Origin of the sequence: Alkalithermobacter paradoxus (assembly GCA_002029295.1) — a bacterium.
Classification (GTDB): domain Bacteria; phylum Bacillota; class Clostridia; order Peptostreptococcales; family Peptostreptococcaceae; genus Alkalithermobacter; species Alkalithermobacter paradoxus.
Window position 1 is genome coordinate 353,777 of record MZGW01000001.1, and the last position, 15,699, is coordinate 369,475.

The 15,699-nt window shown below is 30.9% G+C and carries 19 protein-coding genes; all 19 read left to right on the forward strand.

Features of this window, described 5'->3' with window-relative positions; translation table 11 throughout:
* The first annotated feature begins 8 nt into the window (after positions 1 to 8).
* The 19 genes from CLOTH_RS01880 to CLOTH_RS01970 are packed head-to-tail and all read left to right on the forward strand — an operon-like array spanning position 9 to position 15,697.
* Entirely contained in the window at positions 9 to 458 is a 450-nt protein-coding gene (locus tag CLOTH_RS01880; RefSeq protein ID WP_079410681.1) for a flagellar hook capping FlgD N-terminal domain-containing protein, read from the forward strand.
* Between the two features lie 13 nt (positions 459 to 471).
* On the forward strand, positions 472 to 1,983 hold the full coding sequence (locus tag CLOTH_RS01885; protein WP_079410682.1) for a flagellar hook protein FlgE: 1,512 nt from the start codon (positions 472 to 474) through the stop codon (positions 1,981 to 1,983).
* Between the two features lie 12 nt (positions 1,984 to 1,995).
* Complete coding sequence (locus CLOTH_RS01890) at positions 1,996 to 2,193, forward strand: flagellar FlbD family protein (protein ID WP_079410685.1); 198 nt, start codon at positions 1,996 to 1,998, stop codon at positions 2,191 to 2,193.
* Between the two features lie 15 nt (positions 2,194 to 2,208).
* Positions 2,209 to 2,991, forward strand: a complete 783-nt coding sequence (locus tag CLOTH_RS01895) for a flagellar motor protein (protein ID WP_079410686.1) — start codon at positions 2,209 to 2,211, stop codon at positions 2,989 to 2,991.
* Positions 2,984 to 3,733 carry an OmpA family protein gene (locus CLOTH_RS01900; RefSeq protein ID WP_079410688.1) on the forward strand — a complete coding sequence of 250 codons (750 nt, stop codon included), beginning with the start codon at positions 2,984 to 2,986 and terminating at the stop codon, positions 3,731 to 3,733. Before CLOTH_RS01895 ends, CLOTH_RS01900 begins: the two co-directional genes overlap by 8 nt.
* A 10-nt stretch (positions 3,734 to 3,743) precedes the next feature.
* Positions 3,744 to 4,160, forward strand: coding sequence for a flagellar basal body-associated FliL family protein (locus CLOTH_RS01905; protein WP_079410690.1), 417 nt, complete (start codon positions 3,744 to 3,746; stop codon positions 4,158 to 4,160).
* Positions 4,161 to 4,175: 15 nt separating this feature from the next.
* A complete protein-coding gene (gene fliM, locus CLOTH_RS01910) occupies positions 4,176 to 5,174 on the forward strand; it encodes a flagellar motor switch protein FliM (protein ID WP_079410691.1) in 999 nt (332 codons plus the stop codon).
* Entirely contained in the window at positions 5,164 to 6,312 is a 1,149-nt protein-coding gene (gene fliY, locus CLOTH_RS01915; protein ID WP_079410693.1) for a flagellar motor switch phosphatase FliY, read from the forward strand. The genes fliM and fliY overlap by 11 nt, the downstream gene beginning before the upstream one ends.
* 37 nt (positions 6,313 to 6,349) lie before the next feature.
* Entirely contained in the window at positions 6,350 to 6,712 is a 363-nt protein-coding gene (locus CLOTH_RS01920; RefSeq protein ID WP_079410695.1) for a response regulator, read from the forward strand.
* A gap of 5 nt (positions 6,713 to 6,717) precedes the next feature.
* Positions 6,718 to 6,993 (forward strand): flagellar biosynthetic protein FliO, encoded by a 276-nt coding sequence (locus CLOTH_RS10760; RefSeq protein WP_079410696.1) that lies wholly within the window; start codon positions 6,718 to 6,720, stop codon positions 6,991 to 6,993.
* Positions 6,986 to 7,738, forward strand: coding sequence for a flagellar type III secretion system pore protein FliP (gene fliP, locus CLOTH_RS01930; RefSeq protein ID WP_079410697.1), 753 nt, complete (start codon positions 6,986 to 6,988; stop codon positions 7,736 to 7,738). The genes CLOTH_RS10760 and fliP overlap by 8 nt, the downstream gene beginning before the upstream one ends.
* Before the next feature lie 13 nt (positions 7,739 to 7,751).
* Entirely contained in the window at positions 7,752 to 8,021 is a 270-nt protein-coding gene (fliQ, locus tag CLOTH_RS01935; protein ID WP_079410699.1) for a flagellar biosynthesis protein FliQ, read from the forward strand.
* Positions 8,022 to 8,035: 14 nt separating this feature from the next.
* Entirely contained in the window at positions 8,036 to 8,815 is a 780-nt protein-coding gene (fliR, locus tag CLOTH_RS01940; RefSeq protein WP_158080444.1) for a flagellar biosynthetic protein FliR, read from the forward strand.
* A 10-nt stretch (positions 8,816 to 8,825) separates the two neighbouring features.
* A complete protein-coding gene (flhB, locus tag CLOTH_RS01945) occupies positions 8,826 to 9,908 on the forward strand; it encodes a flagellar biosynthesis protein FlhB (protein ID WP_079410702.1) in 1,083 nt (360 codons plus the stop codon).
* 9 nt (positions 9,909 to 9,917) lie between these two features.
* On the forward strand, positions 9,918 to 11,945 hold the full coding sequence (flhA, locus tag CLOTH_RS01950) for a flagellar biosynthesis protein FlhA (protein WP_079410704.1): 2,028 nt from the start codon (positions 9,918 to 9,920) through the stop codon (positions 11,943 to 11,945).
* A 2-nt stretch (positions 11,946 to 11,947) separates the two neighbouring features.
* Positions 11,948 to 13,075, forward strand: a complete 1,128-nt coding sequence (flhF, locus tag CLOTH_RS01955) for a flagellar biosynthesis protein FlhF (RefSeq protein ID WP_079410705.1) — start codon at positions 11,948 to 11,950, stop codon at positions 13,073 to 13,075.
* Between the two features lie 6 nt (positions 13,076 to 13,081).
* On the forward strand, positions 13,082 to 13,975 hold the full coding sequence (locus CLOTH_RS01960; RefSeq protein ID WP_143715397.1) for a MinD/ParA family protein: 894 nt from the start codon (positions 13,082 to 13,084) through the stop codon (positions 13,973 to 13,975).
* A gap of 8 nt (positions 13,976 to 13,983) precedes the next feature.
* A complete protein-coding gene (locus CLOTH_RS01965) occupies positions 13,984 to 14,631 on the forward strand; it encodes a flagellar brake protein (protein ID WP_079410706.1) in 648 nt (215 codons plus the stop codon).
* A gap of 1 nt (position 14,632) precedes the next feature.
* The gene (locus tag CLOTH_RS01970; protein ID WP_079410708.1) at positions 14,633 to 15,697 is read left to right on the forward strand and encodes a protein-glutamate methylesterase/protein-glutamine glutaminase; all 1,065 of its coding nucleotides are present in this window, start codon (positions 14,633 to 14,635) and stop codon (positions 15,695 to 15,697) included.
* The last annotated feature ends 2 nt before the right edge of the window (positions 15,698 to 15,699 follow it).

Consider the following 15,699-nt stretch of genomic DNA (forward strand, 5'->3'; position numbering starts at 1 on the left):
GAAGATGTATGAGTAATATAAATGCTTTAAGCAATTTACACAATTATTCGCAAAACGATACTAAGAGTAAGAGAGATTCTTTAGGTAAGGATGAGTTTTTACACTTATTGATAACTCAATTAAAGTATCAAGACCCACTAAAGCCTATGGAAGATAAGGAATTTATATCTCAGATGGCACAGTTTAGCAGTCTAGAACAGATACAAAATCTAAGTAATGTAATGGAAAGAAGTCAGAGTAATTTGATTTCGGAAATAAAGCTTCTAAGACAAGATTTAGCAAATAATAAAGGATATGAAGAAATAGTTAATGAAATAAAAAAATTAAATACTGATTTAGCGTATGATAACATGTACTTAAGCAGCAAGATTGATGAGCTTATAAATGAATTAAGGGCTCTAAAAGAAGCTAGCTCAGTTGAAGAAAATAGTATTGAAAGTATGATAACAGAAATTTAGGGGGAATTTTACTATGATGAGATCAATGTATTCTGCAATTTCAAGTTTAAGAGCACACCAACTTAAAATGGATGTTATAGGAAACAACATAGCTAATGTGAATACTGTAGCTTTTAAAGGTTCAAGAGTAACATTTAAAGAAACATTTAATCAAACAGTAAAAGGTGCTGGTGGTGCTCAGGATGGACGTGGTGGAACTAACCCGATGCAGATAGGACTTGGTGCTGACGTTGCAACTGTTGATATTATGCACGCAAGAGGAGCTAGCGAAAGAACAGATAGTCCAACTGATTTAATGATAAATGGAGAAGGATTTTTTATGGTATCTGATGATCCAAATTACTTAAACAGATACTATACAAGAGCTGGGAATTTCAGCATAGATACTAATGGAAATTTAGTGACTCAAGATGGATATAAAGTATTAGGATACATGGCTGATGAAAGTGGTTATCTTAAAAGCAATATAGAAGGTATACAAATAAACAAATCTATAGTATATCCACCTCAAGCTACAAAACCAACACCAAATAATCCAGAAGAAGATGTTGTTATATTTTCAGGAAATTTGAATAACCTTACAAGGTCTAGTGTAGATTTAGGGGCAACATCAACAGTAGGTACAGGTGGGACATCTGTATACAAGCTAGATACAACTATAGTAAAGGGTAAAGCTATATATATACCAAATGATGAGTATAAGGCTAGTATAGGTAGAGAAACTACTATGGAGGTATTTGATGATTTCGGAAATATCCATAGAATAAAATTGGTATTCACTAAGAAGGAAGTGTCAACAGGAGATATTGATAACCCTCCATATACTACTTGGAATGTAGATGCATTTTATCTGCATCCAGATGGGAATATGCTTAGAAACGGAGTAGAAACTATTACTCTAGATCCGAATGGAAACCCAATTGAAAATGAAGGGATTTATGGGTTTTCTTATGGAGATAAATCCTCAGGTGCGTTTTCTCAAGGAAGCTTTGAAATAACATTCAATGAGAAAGGACTTGTAACTGGAAATAACAAAATGACATTTAAAATAGGTCAAGGACTAACAGCTGGAGCAGGTCCATTAGAGTTTGATATTAACTTAGGAGACTTAACTCAGTTTGCAAATACTTCAACTGCTGCAGCAACATACATTAAAGGATATAAGCAAGGGGCACTTAGTGATTTCGCAATTGCACCTAATGGAGAAATAATAGGAAACTTTGATAATGGTCAAAGGAGAGTTTTAGGAAGAATTGCAATTGCTAATTTTACAAATCCAGCAGGGCTACAAAAAACCCAGTCTAACATGTTTACAAGCACTAGAAACTCAGGAATGGCTGTAATTGGACTTCCATCGACTAATGGATTTGCAGATTTAAATCCAGGATCTTTAGAAATGTCAAATGTAGACCTAGGAAGAGAATTTACAAACATGATTACAACTCAAAGGGGTTTTCAGGCAAACTCTAGAGTTATAACAACAACAGATCAAATGTTAGAAGAGCTAGTAAATCTAAAAAGGTAATAAGGTGAACAAATGATTAAGGTTACAAGATTAAATGGTGATGAATTTGTAATAAATTGCGATTTGATAGAGACTATAGAGAGAACTCCTGATACAGTTATAACATTAACTACAGGACATAAGTATATAGTAAAAGAAAGTATTGACACCATAATAGATAAAATCAAAAATTTCAAAAGAGATACAAGTATTAACATACTGTACAAGTGAAAAGAGGTGTAACAATTGGATTTAGGAACACTCATAGGAATAGCCTCTGGATTTATATTAATTGCCATAGGAATAATTAGTAATGGTAGTATATTAACGTTTTTAGATCCTGCATCAATGATGATAGTTATGGGAGGGACGATAGCAGCTACTTTAGTTGCTTATCCTCTCCCAAGTGTTTTAGAATCTGGGAAAATAGTTAAAAAAGCATTCGAAAACAAAAAAAGTAATTCAAATAGTGTTATACAAAATATAATAGAATTAGCAAACAAAGCCAGAAAAGAAGGATTGTTAGCTCTTGAAGAGATGTCAAATGATATGGATGATGAATTTTTGAAAAAAGGAATAATACTAATTGTTGATGGAACAGATCCTGAACTTGTGAGGAACTTACTAGAAACAGAACTGTCATTTGTAGAAGAAAGACATAAAGTGGGTCAAGGACTATTCGAAACTATGGGATCTTTTGCACCTGCATTTGGTATGGTTGGTACTTTAATAGGACTTATAAATATGTTAAGAAAATTGGATGATCCATCAACTATAGGTCCAGCTATGGCAGTTGCATTAATAACTACGTTTTATGGATCTTTACTAGCTAACTTAGTATTCTTGCCAATAGCAAATAAATTAAAAGTGAAGAGTAGAAACGAACTTTTAGAAAAAGAAATAATTCTTGAAGGTCTTCTTTCTATACAAGCTGGGGAAAATCCTAGAATAATTGAAGAAAAATTAAAGGCATTTTTATCTCCTGCTATGAGAAAACCACTTAATGAGGGAGTGGAGGAAAATGCGTAGAAAAAAAAAGCAAGATGAAGTTAAGAAAGGCTCTCCAGAATGGATGAATACTTATGGAGATATGGTAACTCTTTTACTGTGCTTTTTCGTGCTTTTGTTTTCGTATTCAACTATAGATGCACAAAAATTTGAGGCCATTATTATGTCATTTCAAGGCTCTTTAGGGTTACTTGATGGTGGAAAAACTATAGATAGCCATCAATATATAAAAGATGGGTCTGTAAATGACAACACAACTAAGCAGAAAAAAGAATTAGAAGATTTTAAAAAGTTAGAAGAAGAATTACAAAGGTATCTAGATGCTAATGGACTTAAAGACGATATTTCAGTCATGAACGAGAGTGCAGGAATTCTTTTGAGATTTAAGGATAACATATTATTTGATCCAGGAAGAGCTGATCTGAAAGAAAGATCTAAACAAACTTTAAAATATATATCAGAGTTTTTAAACAAGGAAGAATTCAAAGATAAATTTATAAGAGTTGAGGGACATACAGATAATGTACCTATCAATACTCCAAGGTATCCTAGTAACTGGGAACTATCTGTATCAAGATCTAGCAATGTAGTTAGATTCCTTATTGAAGAAACTGGAATAAGTCCAAAACGGATATCAGCTTCAGGATATAGCGAATATCATCCAATAGCACCCAATGATTCTCCTGAAAATAAATCTAAAAATAGAAGGGTAGACATACTAATACTAAGATCTGAAATCATCAAAGACCAACCTGTACGATAGGGGGAAAAAAATGAGTACAAAAAAAATAGTCATATTTTCTATAGTAGGATTCATAATATCTCTTGCAGTATTTGGAGCAACATTGTATTTTACAGTATTCAATAAACCATCTAATGGGGAAGCTAACGTAAAAACCTATATTTATGATGTAGGAGAATTCTCAACAAATATAGGGAATACTAATAATTACTTTAGAGGTAACATAACTATTGAGACTATAGATAAAAACTTACCTAAAGAATTTGCAGATAAAAATGTATTAGTAAGAGATACAATATTAAGGGTAATTATTTCTCAAAATCCAAGTGAAATGGTTAAGGTTGAGGGTGTAGATAAACTTAAAAAACAGCTAGCAGATGAGCTATCTAAAATTATGGAAACGGACTCGATAACTAACATATATTTTACAAATTATATAGTGCAGTAAAGGTAGGTGGCGTGATTGTCTGAAATATTATCTCAAGAAGAAATAGATGCTTTATTGCAGGCTTTAAATACAGGAGAAGTAAGCGTTAAGGAAATCGAGCAAGAAAACAAAGAAAAAAAAGTAAAAAAATATGACTTCAAAAGTCCCAAGAAACTTGCTAATGACCAATTGCGTACACTTAATATGATACATGAAAATTTTTCTAGAATATTAAATACATTCTTATCAGGATACTTGAGAACGAAGGTTCAAATTGACGTACTATCAGTTGAAGAAGTTTCTTACTACGAATTTAGTAATTCTATATCAAACCCTGCTATGCTAGCTATAATAAATTTCCAACCATTACCAGGTCAAATTGTATTTGAAATTTCAAATCAGCTTTCATTTTGCATCATAGATAGAATACTTGGCGGAATGGGTAACTATAATGGAGAAATAAGGGCTTTTACAGAAATAGAAGTAACTTTACTAAATAAAATGGTAAGACAGATGATTAAGTATTTTATTGATCCTTGGGAAAATGTAATAGAATTATCTCCTACACTAGATAAAATAGAAACCAATTCTCAGTTTGCACAGATAGTATCTCATAATGAAACTATCGCCCTAGTAACTTTAAGAGCGAGAATAGGGGATGCTGAAGGCCTGATAAATATTTGTATTCCACATATAGTATTAGAACCTATTTTACCTAAACTAAGCACTAAATACTGGTTTTCGACTATTAGCAAGAAAACTACAGATGAAGAAAAGAAAGTATTAGAAAAGAGAGTCAAAAGAGCTAATCTCAAAATAGCATGTATTGTAGGTGAAGCTAGTATAACTGTAGAAGATTTTTTAAACCTTCAAGAAGGAGATGTCATAACTTTAAACAAGACTATTAGAGATGAAGTAGAAATAATGGTTGAAGACAAAATTAAATATTTAGGAAAGCCAGGTACTATTAAGAATAAATTATCAGTAAAGGTTACAAAAGTAATTGAAAAGGATGATGATGAATATGATGAATGATATGTTATCCCAAGAAGAAATTGATGCACTTTTAAAAGGAAGTATGAGTAGTGACTTTGCAGAAGATTTGAATGACAAAGACAGTATACTTAACGATATAGAAAAAGACGCTCTTGGAGAAATTGGAAATATAAGCATGGGAACAGCTGCAACGACCTTATCTATGCTTTTAGGCCAAAGGGTTAACATAACAACTCCTAGAGTAGATATTGTAACTATAAATGAACTTGCTAAGCAATATCCACTTCCGTTTGTAGCGGTACAGGTAGGTTACAAAGAAGGGTTAACTGGAACAAATCTACTTATTCTAAAGCAAGAAGACGTAAAAATAATAACTTCGCTAATGATGGGTGGGGATGGAATAACAAACCTACCTGAACGATTAGATGAAATTCATTTAAGTGCAATTAGCGAAGCTATGAATCAAATGGTTGGATCTTCATCAACTTCTATATCTGAAATGATATCAAAGAAAATAGATATTTCTCCTCCAAATGTATTTACATACGATTTAGGAGATGAAAATATTGAGTTAGATTATATTAAAAGAGATGATAATATAGTTAGAATTTCATTTAATATGAAGATAGGAACTTTAATAGATAGTGATATAATGCAGCTTATACCTATTGACTTTGCCAAAAATTTAGTTGATAATATGTTATATGGGGGATCTGCGCAAACTATCCAGAGTGAAACTGTAGATACTCATATTAAGCCATCAAATGTTTATTATGAAGAACCTAAAATAGAAGCAAAGATAGAGCCTAATGTTCAAAGTTATCATCAACCAAAGCAAGAAAAGCCGCAGAGCAATATAAATGTTCAACCTGTAAAGTTTGAAAGTTTCGATACTTCAAGCCCATCAAATAATGGTATATCTGAAAACATCACACTAATCAAGGATGTACTATTAAAAGTTACTGTAGAGCTTGGAAGAACTACGAAATCTATAGATGAAATATTAGATTTTGCACCAGGAACAGTTGTTGAACTAGACAAGTTAGTTGGAGAACCTTTAGATATATTAGTAAATGGTAAGAAAATAGCAAAGGGAGAAGTTGTTGTAATAGACGAAAGTTATGGAATAAGAATAACTGATATTATAAAACCTGAAAAAAGATTAAGATCTATTTAAATAAGTTTGTAATTATATAAGAGGAGGAATTATAAAAATGTCAAAGGGAATACTATTAGTTGATGATGCTGCTTTTATGAGAATGATGATTAAGGATATTTTGACTAAGAATGGATACGAAGTAGTGGGTGAAGCAGAAAATGGGTTAAAAGCTATAGAAAAGTACAAAGAGTTAAGACCTGCTTTAACAATGATGGATATAACTATGCCTGAGCTTGACGGAATTCAAGCTGTTAAAGAAATAAAAAAATTCGATCCTAACGCAAATATCATTATGTGTTCAGCAATGGGGCAACAAACTATGGTAATAGAAGCTATACAATCAGGAGCAAAGGACTTTATAGTAAAGCCTTTTCAAGCTGATAGGGTTTTAGAAGCTGTAAAAAAAGTAATAGGATAGAAGATATGGATTTTTTATACACAGTATTTAAGGCAATATCGTATTTATGTATTTTTTTTATCGTTCTTTATCTTGTACAGTTGACTTCGAAATATGTAATAAATAAAAATAACTCTATGATGAAAAACAGAAAAATAAAAATAATAGAAAGACTGTATTTAGGTAAGGATAAAGAAATAGCACTTATAAAATACAAAGATAAGGAATATATGATAGGAATATCAACAAATGGGTTTTGCAATATAGATATATTAAACACTGAGGATGATAGCAATGAATAAAAGTAAAATAGGGATGCTAATGATTTTTATAATCTTGTTATTAAGTGTAGATGTTTCATTTGCACAACAGCTCCCTAATGTGTCGCTTCAAATTAATGGAACAGACAACCCAAATGATTTGAGTAATACAATAGAGATAATTATTTTACTAACGGTACTTTCTTTATTACCTACTATAATAATTATGATGACATCATTTACTAGGATAATTATTGTTTTATCCTTCTTGAGAAATGCTTTAGCTACTCAACAAAATCCACCTACACAGGTATTGATTGGACTTGCAATCTTTTTAACCTTTTTCATTATGGCACCTGTAGGAAGTGAAGTATACGATACTTCCTTGAAACCTTATTTTGATGAGGAGATTACTCAGGAAGAAGCTTTTGAAAATGCTATGATACCTATAAGAGCCTTTATGATGAAACAGACTAGAGAAAATGATATATCGCTCTTTTTAGAACTATCTAAGGCTGCTGAAAAGCCTGAAAAGTTAGAAGATATACCTAATAGTGTATTAATTCCAGCATTTTTAATAAGCGAACTAAAGACGGGATTTCAGATGGGATTTATACTTTTTATTCCATTTATAATAATAGATATGGTTGTAGCAAGTACACTAATGTCTATGGGAATGATGATGCTTCCACCTGTTATGATATCTTTACCATTCAAGATATTACTATTTATACTCATAGATGGATGGAATTTGATAGTTAGATCAATAGTTATAGGATTTAAATAAAGGAAGTGGAATAGTGGACATAAATTCAGTAGTGCACTTAGGGCAACAAACTTTAACAATGATATTATTGCTGTCAGCGCCAGTACTGCTTCTAAGTCTTTTAGTAGGGTTGATAGTGAGTATATTCCAAGCTACCACTCAGATACAAGAGGCTACATTAGCATTTGTTCCCAAAATAATAGTGGTGTTTTTATCTTTAGTTATATTTGGACACTGGATGATCTCCACGTCTGTAAACTTTACTAAAAATTTATTTTTAAACATGGATAAACTTATCAAATAACTAGGATGATATCAATGAACCAATTTCTTATTGAAGTATTAGTGAGTTTGAATTTATACATATTGATTTTTTCAAGGCTAATAGGACTGTTTGTAGTAGCACCGATATTCGGAAGGAATAACCTTCCGAATATTTTTAAATTAGGATTTTGTTTGATTATAGCATACATAATATTACCATATGTTGAAGGAAGCGGTGTTACACAACTTTCTTTTTTTGAAACTATATTTCTAGCGATTAAAGAGCTGTTGATAGGACTTGTGATTGGATTTATAGCTTATATAATATTTTCTATTTTTTTTATAGCTGGATCATTTATAGATATGGATTTAGGATTTGGTATGGCCAGTGTAATGGATCCACAGTATGGGGCTCAGGTACCTATAACAGGAAATTTTATATATACAATAGGGACAGTAGTATTTATGATACTAAATGGACATCACCACTTGATTAGATCACTAGTAAATAGCTTTTATATTTTTCCAGTAAATAGCTTAATAAGTATCAATAATAATCTTTTTATATTTTTAGTAAAATTATTAGATTATATTTTTACATCTGCAATTAAAATTGCGATACCTGTAATGATAGCAATATTTTTGACAAATTTAATTCTTGGAATATTAGCTAGAACTATGCCACAGATGAACGTATTTGTTGTTGGAATGCCACTTAAGTTAATAATAGGGATATTAATCATATCTATCGTATTTCCATATTATATATCAATAATGAAAGATATGTTTAACAGTATATATGAATTTATTCATAAAATTATAAGAATATTCTAAGGATGGTTTTATGATTCTAAGTATAAACTTACAACTTTTTTCAGAGGAAAAAACCGAAAAGGCAACACCAAGAAAAAGGCAAGAAGCTAGAAAAAAAGGACAAGTTCTGCAAAGTAAAGAAGTAACGGCAGCTTTAACCTTGTTATTTTCTCTTTCTGGCATGAAGATATTTGGAAGATATGTTTTTAGAAGTTTATATGAAAGCTTGCTATTTTTTCAGAATAACTTTTCGAGTTTAGATTTGAGTAATACACAAGTAGTATACAGGATATGTATATATATAATTTATTATATAGTCAAGGGATCATTTATTATAATTTTAATTAACTTTGTAGTTGCATTTGCATCAGGTTATATGCAAGTTGGGAACTTATTCACACTAGAAAATATAAAATTTAAACTAAGCAAGCTTAATCCTATAGAAGGATTTAAGAAGTTATTCTCCTTAAGATCCTTTGTTGAGTTTATTAAATCTTTTTTGAAATTAGTTATACTAGGGTTTGTTTCGTATAGTTATGTAAATAAAAACTTAGATGCCATATTAAATCAGCTTAATTTAAATAAGTTTCAATTTTCATATACACTTTATAATTTAGCTATAAATTTAGGAATTAGACTTGCCTTTATACTATTTATAATGTCTTTATTTGATTATTTATATCAGTGGTATGAATATGAAAAGAATCTTAAAATGTCTAAAAAGGAAATAAAAGATGAATTTAAGCAATCTGAGGGAGATCCACAGATAAAATCTAAGATAAAACAAAAACAAAGACAGATGGCTATGAATAGAATGATGCAAGATGTTCCAAAAGCAGATGTGATAATAACAAACCCTACGCATTATGCTATAGCCATAAGATACGATGAAACTTTATATGATGCTCCTTATGTAATTGCTAAAGGAAAGAACCTAGTAGCATTAAAAATTAGAGAGCTAGCTAAAGAAAATGATATTTCTATAGTTGAGAACAAGCCTCTTGCAAGAGAGTTATATTCAACTATAGAAATAGGAGATTTAATACCTCCACAACTTTATGAAGCTGTTGCAGAGATACTTGCTTATGTTTACTCATTAAAAAGAAATAAATAGGAGGACGAAATGAAGTCTCAAGATACTATAGTTACACTAGGGATTATAGGAATTATCTTAATGATAATAATACCTGTTCCTCTTTTTATGCTAGATTTGTTGTTGAGCTTAAATATATCTATTGCACTTTTAATACTTTTGATTTCTATATATAACAAGGAAGCACTCGAATTTTCTGTATTTCCATCTTTGTTATTAGTTACTACTTTATTTAGGTTAGCACTGAATATTACAACTACTAGATATATATTAAGTCAAGGGAATGCAGGAGATGTAATCGAAGCTTTTGGAAACTTCGTTATGGGTGGAAATGCTCTTGTTGGATTTATAGTATTCATTATTATAGTTATCATTCAATTTATGGTAATTACAAAGGGTGCCGAAAGAGTTTCTGAGGTAGGAGCAAGATTTACACTAGATGCTATGCCAGGGAAACAAATGGCTATAGATGCTGATTTGAATTCTGGAACTATAGATGAAAGTGAAGCAAGAGAAAGAAGAAAAAAGATACAAATGGAAGCAGATTTTTATGGAGCCATGGACGGGGCGAGTAAGTTCGTAAAGGGAGATGCAATTGCAGGTATAATAATTGCACTTATCAATATAGTAGCTGGACTTATTATGGGAATGGCATTTCAGGGAATGCCATTCCAAGAAGCTATATCAAGATATACACTCTTAACAGTTGGAGATGGGCTTGTTTCGCAGATACCAGCACTTTTAATTTCAACTGGAACTGGTATCGTAGTTACAAGAGCAGCTTCAGAATCAAATTTAAGTAGTGATGTTATAAAACAACTGTTTAATCAACCAAAAGTAATGTTTATAGTATCAGGTGTTTTGTTCTTTCTAGGGTTAACCCCTTTACCATTTATACCATACTTTATATTATCACTTATATTTGCAGCATTAGGGTACAATATGTTAAATGCTGCTAAAATTCAGCCAGAACAAGAAGTACAAGAGGAAAAAGAAGTTGATGTTGAAGAAATAAGAAAACCAGAGAATGTTTTACCTCTTTTACAAGTAGATCCTATAGAATTAGAATTTGGGTATGGAATTATTCCACTTGCTGATAAGGCACAAGGTGGGGATTTGTTTGATAGGCTTGTAATGATTAGAAGGCAATGTGCTCTTGATATGGGGATAATTGTACCAATGATAAGGCTTAGAGATAATATACAGCTTGATGCTAATGAATATATAATAAAAATAAAGGGAATTGAAATATCAAGAGGAGAAATATTGTTTGACCACTATCTTGCTATGAATCCTGGAATGGCAGAAGGAGAGATAAGTGGAGTAGATACTATAGAGCCAGCTTTCGGACTTCCTGCTAAGTGGATTGATGACAAAGAAAGAGAGAAAGCTGAAATTTTAGGATATACAGTTGTAGATCCACCATCTATAATCTCTACACATCTAACTGAAGTAATAAAGAAATTCTCACATGAATTGTTAGGAAGACAAGAAGTTAAGATGCTTGTCGATAACCTAAAAGAGAGCTATCCAGCATTAGTAGAAGAAGTAATTCCAAACTTATTATCACTTGGAGATCTTCAAAAAGTGCTTTCAAACTTACTAAAAGAAGGTGTACCAATTAGAAATTTGCCTACTATCATCGAAACTTTAGCAGACTATGCTGTGTTGACTAAAGATACAGATATGTTAACGGAGTATGTAAGACAAGGATTGTTTAGAACAATAACTAAAACATTTATACCTAGTAATGAAGCTAAAGTTATAACTCTAGATCAGAACTTAGAAAAGATTATAGTAGATTCCTTACAAAATACAGAAACAGGTACTTACTTATCGTTAGATCCACAAATTTCTCAAAGGTTTGTAGCGAGCTTAGGTAAAGAGGTTGAGAAACTTATCTCAATTGGGGAGCAGCCTATAATACTTGCACCACCTGGAGTTAGAATATATCTAAAGAGATTTATAGATCAGATAAGTGAAGATATAATTGTTTTATCATACAATGAAATAGACCCTAAAGTTAAAATACAATCTGTAGGGATGGTGAGTACTTAATAATGCAAATCAGAAAATTTACCGGAGATAATACTCAAGAAGTGATGGATAAAGTAAAAAAAGAACTAGGAGAAAAAGCTATAATACTACACACAAAAAGGGTCAAAAAAGACGGCTTTTTAGGCCTCTTAAAAAAAGAGAAAGTAGAGATATTAGCTGCTATTGAAAATGAAAATGTAGATATAAAACCTAGTGAAAAGTTAGAAGTGAAAAAAGTAGACATAAAACCACAAAAACATAACAACATCTCTCTAAGAGACAATATTGAAAGTCACGATGTTAAAAATATAAAAGAAGAAATACAAGAACTAAAGGAATTTCTTAAAAAGATAAATAATAAAGTGACAATTGGATTTGACAAGGAAGGCAAAATAAACGACAAATTTAAAGAAATTTATGATAAACTAAAGATGAAAGGAGTTTCATCACAACTAATAGAGGATATATTGTTAAGCATGGATATTAGTTATGAACAAGATATACAGGCTGATAAACATTTAGAAAACTACCTAGTAGAAAAATTTGATAAACCCAGTAGTAAATTTAATAAGAAAATAAATGTGTTTGTAGGACCTACTGGAGTAGGAAAAACCACTACACTTGCAAAGCTTGCATCTGAATCTGTATTAAAATATGACAAGAAAATAGGTTTATTAACGTTAGATACCTATAGAATTGGAGCTGTAGATCAACTTAAGGTGTATGCAGAAATATTAAATTGTCCTATAGAGGTTGTGTATGATGTATCAGACATCAATCAATCTATAGAAAGATTGAAAAATAGAGATTTAATATTTGTAGATACTGCTGGTAGAAGTCATAAGAATAAAAAACACATGAAGGAGCTTAAAGATATACTAGATACTTTCAATGATAAAGATGTTTATTTAGTTATCAATGCCAATTGGAATGTAGATGATATAAAAGATATAATAAATGAATACTCGTTTTTACAAGAATATAAGATAATTGTAACAAAGCTTGATGAAACTAATAGACTCGGAATAATTTTAGATATTTTATCTATATCTAATAAATCTATAGTTTATACAACTTTTGGCCAAAATGTTCCAGATGATATAGAAGAATTTGACATAAAAAAATACATAAATGAACTGTTGAAGGGGTAGAATGCTATGGATCAAGCCTCAAAACTTAGAAGTGCTGTAATAAAGAAAAATATGTACCAAACCGATATTTCACAAGAACATACTAAAGTTAAAGAACCTAGAGTTATGTGTGTGAGTAGTGGAAAAGGTGGAGTTGGCAAAACTAATTTCACGCTCAACTTAGCGTTGGCATTAAGAAAAAACGGAAATAAAGTTGTAGTAATAGATGCAGATTTAGGGCTTGCAAATATAGAAATATTACTAGGAATAACACCAAAATTAGGGCTTTTAGACTTAATTAAAGATGAAGTGGATATAGAAGATATTATAGTTGAAGGGCCTTTAGGAGTGGAAATAATTTCAGGTGGTGCAGGTATAAGTGAAATAGTAGATTTACCTATGGACAAACTTAATAAGATACTTAATAACATATACTTACTAAAAGATAGAGCTGACTTCATTTTGATAGACACAGGAGCAGGCATATCAAAATCAGTCATGGCTTTTTTATCAGCATCAGAGGAAATAATTGTAGTTATAACTCCAGAGCCTACAGCTATAACGGATGGATATGCATTAATAAAAGTTGCTGCAAGAGAGGATAAGGAAAAAAAGATTAACTTAGTTGTAAATAAATCTGATAATGAAGATGAGGCTCAAAGTGCATATGCTAAAATTAATACAGCTAGCAACAGATTTTTAGGTATTAATGTGAATTATTTAGGGTATGTATATAACGATAGGACGGTACAGGATTCTGTGAAAAAGCAAGTCCCTTTCTATATAGGAGCACCAACTTCTAATGCAAGTTATAATATCGATGAAATATGTAGTAAGATATTAGGTACAAAGAAAGATAAGAATATGTTCAATACATTTATAAGAAAACTATCTAATTTATTTCTAGGTAACAGGGGGTAACCTAAAAAATGAAATGCAAAAAGAAATTAGAAATAGGACAAAAACTCCAAATAGAAATAGAAACAAGTGATATAAAAGAAAACAACTTGATAAGTCAGCTTCTAGAGATAGTCTCAGAAGATGAATACTTTATAGCAGTTCCTATAGTCAATACAAGTTTGTTCCCAATATATGTAGGAAGTAAAATAACTATATACTATACAATAGAATCAAGTGGAGTATTTAAATTTAGTGCTGAAGTTATAGATAGAAAAAAAGGAGATATATCGTATCTACATATAAAAAGGATTTCAGAAATAAAAAAAATACAAAGAAGAGATTACTTTAGGCTTGAGATTAGTATCCCTATAGAATTATATGACTTAGGCGACAACTTAATATCAAAAGGATATACAAAAGATATTAGTGGAGGTGGTATAAGCGCTATATTAGATAGAAAAATACAAAATAATATATACGTATACTGCAAGATAGATATAGATAATAAAAAATATAAACTCCACAGCAAGATAGTAAGATCTGGAATTTATGAAAAGAATACAGATTTATTTGAGATTGGAATTAGTTTTGAAAAAATAGATAATAAAGAAAGAAACAATATAGTTGGGTTTATTTTTAAGGAGCAAAGAAAATTAATGCAAAAAGGATTGATCTAGAATGAGGAAGATAAATGTTTTAGTGGTCGATGATTCTGCATTTATACGAAAAATGATTATCGATATTCTATCCCTAGACAATGAAGTAACTGTAGCAGACGTAGCTAAAAATGGAAAAGAAGCACTAGAAAAGCTTAATAAAAACAAGGATATTGATGTAGTAACATTAGATGTGGAAATGCCAATAATGGATGGCATACAGACCCTAAAAGAGATAATGCAAAAAAATCCTATTCCTGTTGTTATGCTAAGTAGTTTGACTAAGAGTGGGGCAGATTTAACTATACAAGCACTTAATATAGGAGCAGTAGATTTTTTAACTAAGCCATCTAATATTTTCAAGATAAATAGTGACGAAATGAAATCTCTCATAATCGACAAGGTAAAAATAGCATCAAAAATCAAAGTTTCAAAGAATGTTATAAAGAAAGACATAGTATATAATGATAAAGGGTATATAAAAAAAATTAGTACTGCGTCAAATGATGTGGTTGAAAATATAGTAGCAATAGGAACATCTACTGGTGGTCCAAGAGCGCTTCAACAAGTTGTTCCTAACATAAGTCCTAATATTAAAGCACCTATAGTGATAGTTCAACATATGCCCCCAGGATTTACAAAATCATTAGCAGATAGGCTAAATCAAATCTCTAAAATAGAAGTGAAAGAAGCGGAACATGGAGAAATATTAAAGAATGGAGTAGGCTATATAGCTCCTGGAGATAAGCATATGAATTTTGAGAAAAGAGGAAAAGATATAAAGATAGTATTAAATGATGGAAGTAAAGTTTCTGGACATAGACCTTCAGTGGACTCGATGTTTCTCTCGTTATCAAAACTTGATTTTAACAAGGTAATATGTGTACTCATGACTGGTATGGGGGCAGATGGAGCATTAGGAATGAAAGAACTAAAGAAAAAGCCAAATGTGGTTTCTATTGCAGAAGATGAATCAACTTGCGTAGTTTTCGGAATGCCCAAATCTGCTGTAAACTTAGGGGTAGTAGACAGTGTTTTAAAACTTAACCAGATAAGTAGTGAAATTAATATGTTAATGGGGGTGTAAAA

Coding starts and splice junctions, on each gene's coding strand:
- flhA (WP_079410704.1), top strand. CDS start 9,918: ATGAAGTCTCAAGATACTATAGTTACACTAGGGATTATAGGAATTATC.
- CLOTH_RS01970 (WP_079410708.1), top strand. CDS start 14,633: ATGAGGAAGATAAATGTTTTAGTGGTCGATGATTCTGCATTTATACGA.
- flhB (WP_079410702.1), top strand. CDS start 8,826: ATGATTCTAAGTATAAACTTACAACTTTTTTCAGAGGAAAAAACCGAA.
- flhF (WP_079410705.1), top strand. CDS start 11,948: ATGCAAATCAGAAAATTTACCGGAGATAATACTCAAGAAGTGATGGAT.
- CLOTH_RS01880 (WP_079410681.1), top strand. CDS start 9: ATGAGTAATATAAATGCTTTAAGCAATTTACACAATTATTCGCAAAAC.
- fliP (WP_079410697.1), top strand. CDS start 6,986: ATGAATAAAAGTAAAATAGGGATGCTAATGATTTTTATAATCTTGTTA.
- CLOTH_RS01890 (WP_079410685.1), top strand. CDS start 1,996: ATGATTAAGGTTACAAGATTAAATGGTGATGAATTTGTAATAAATTGC.
- CLOTH_RS01885 (WP_079410682.1), top strand. CDS start 472: ATGATGAGATCAATGTATTCTGCAATTTCAAGTTTAAGAGCACACCAA.
- CLOTH_RS10760 (WP_079410696.1), top strand. CDS start 6,718: ATGGATTTTTTATACACAGTATTTAAGGCAATATCGTATTTATGTATT.
- CLOTH_RS01965 (WP_079410706.1), top strand. CDS start 13,984: ATGAAATGCAAAAAGAAATTAGAAATAGGACAAAAACTCCAAATAGAA.
- CLOTH_RS01900 (WP_079410688.1), top strand. CDS start 2,984: ATGCGTAGAAAAAAAAAGCAAGATGAAGTTAAGAAAGGCTCTCCAGAA.
- fliY (WP_079410693.1), top strand. CDS start 5,164: ATGATGAATGATATGTTATCCCAAGAAGAAATTGATGCACTTTTAAAA.
- fliR (WP_158080444.1), top strand. CDS start 8,036: ATGAACCAATTTCTTATTGAAGTATTAGTGAGTTTGAATTTATACATA.
- CLOTH_RS01960 (WP_143715397.1), top strand. CDS start 13,082: ATGGATCAAGCCTCAAAACTTAGAAGTGCTGTAATAAAGAAAAATATG.
- CLOTH_RS01905 (WP_079410690.1), top strand. CDS start 3,744: ATGAGTACAAAAAAAATAGTCATATTTTCTATAGTAGGATTCATAATA.
- CLOTH_RS01920 (WP_079410695.1), top strand. CDS start 6,350: ATGTCAAAGGGAATACTATTAGTTGATGATGCTGCTTTTATGAGAATG.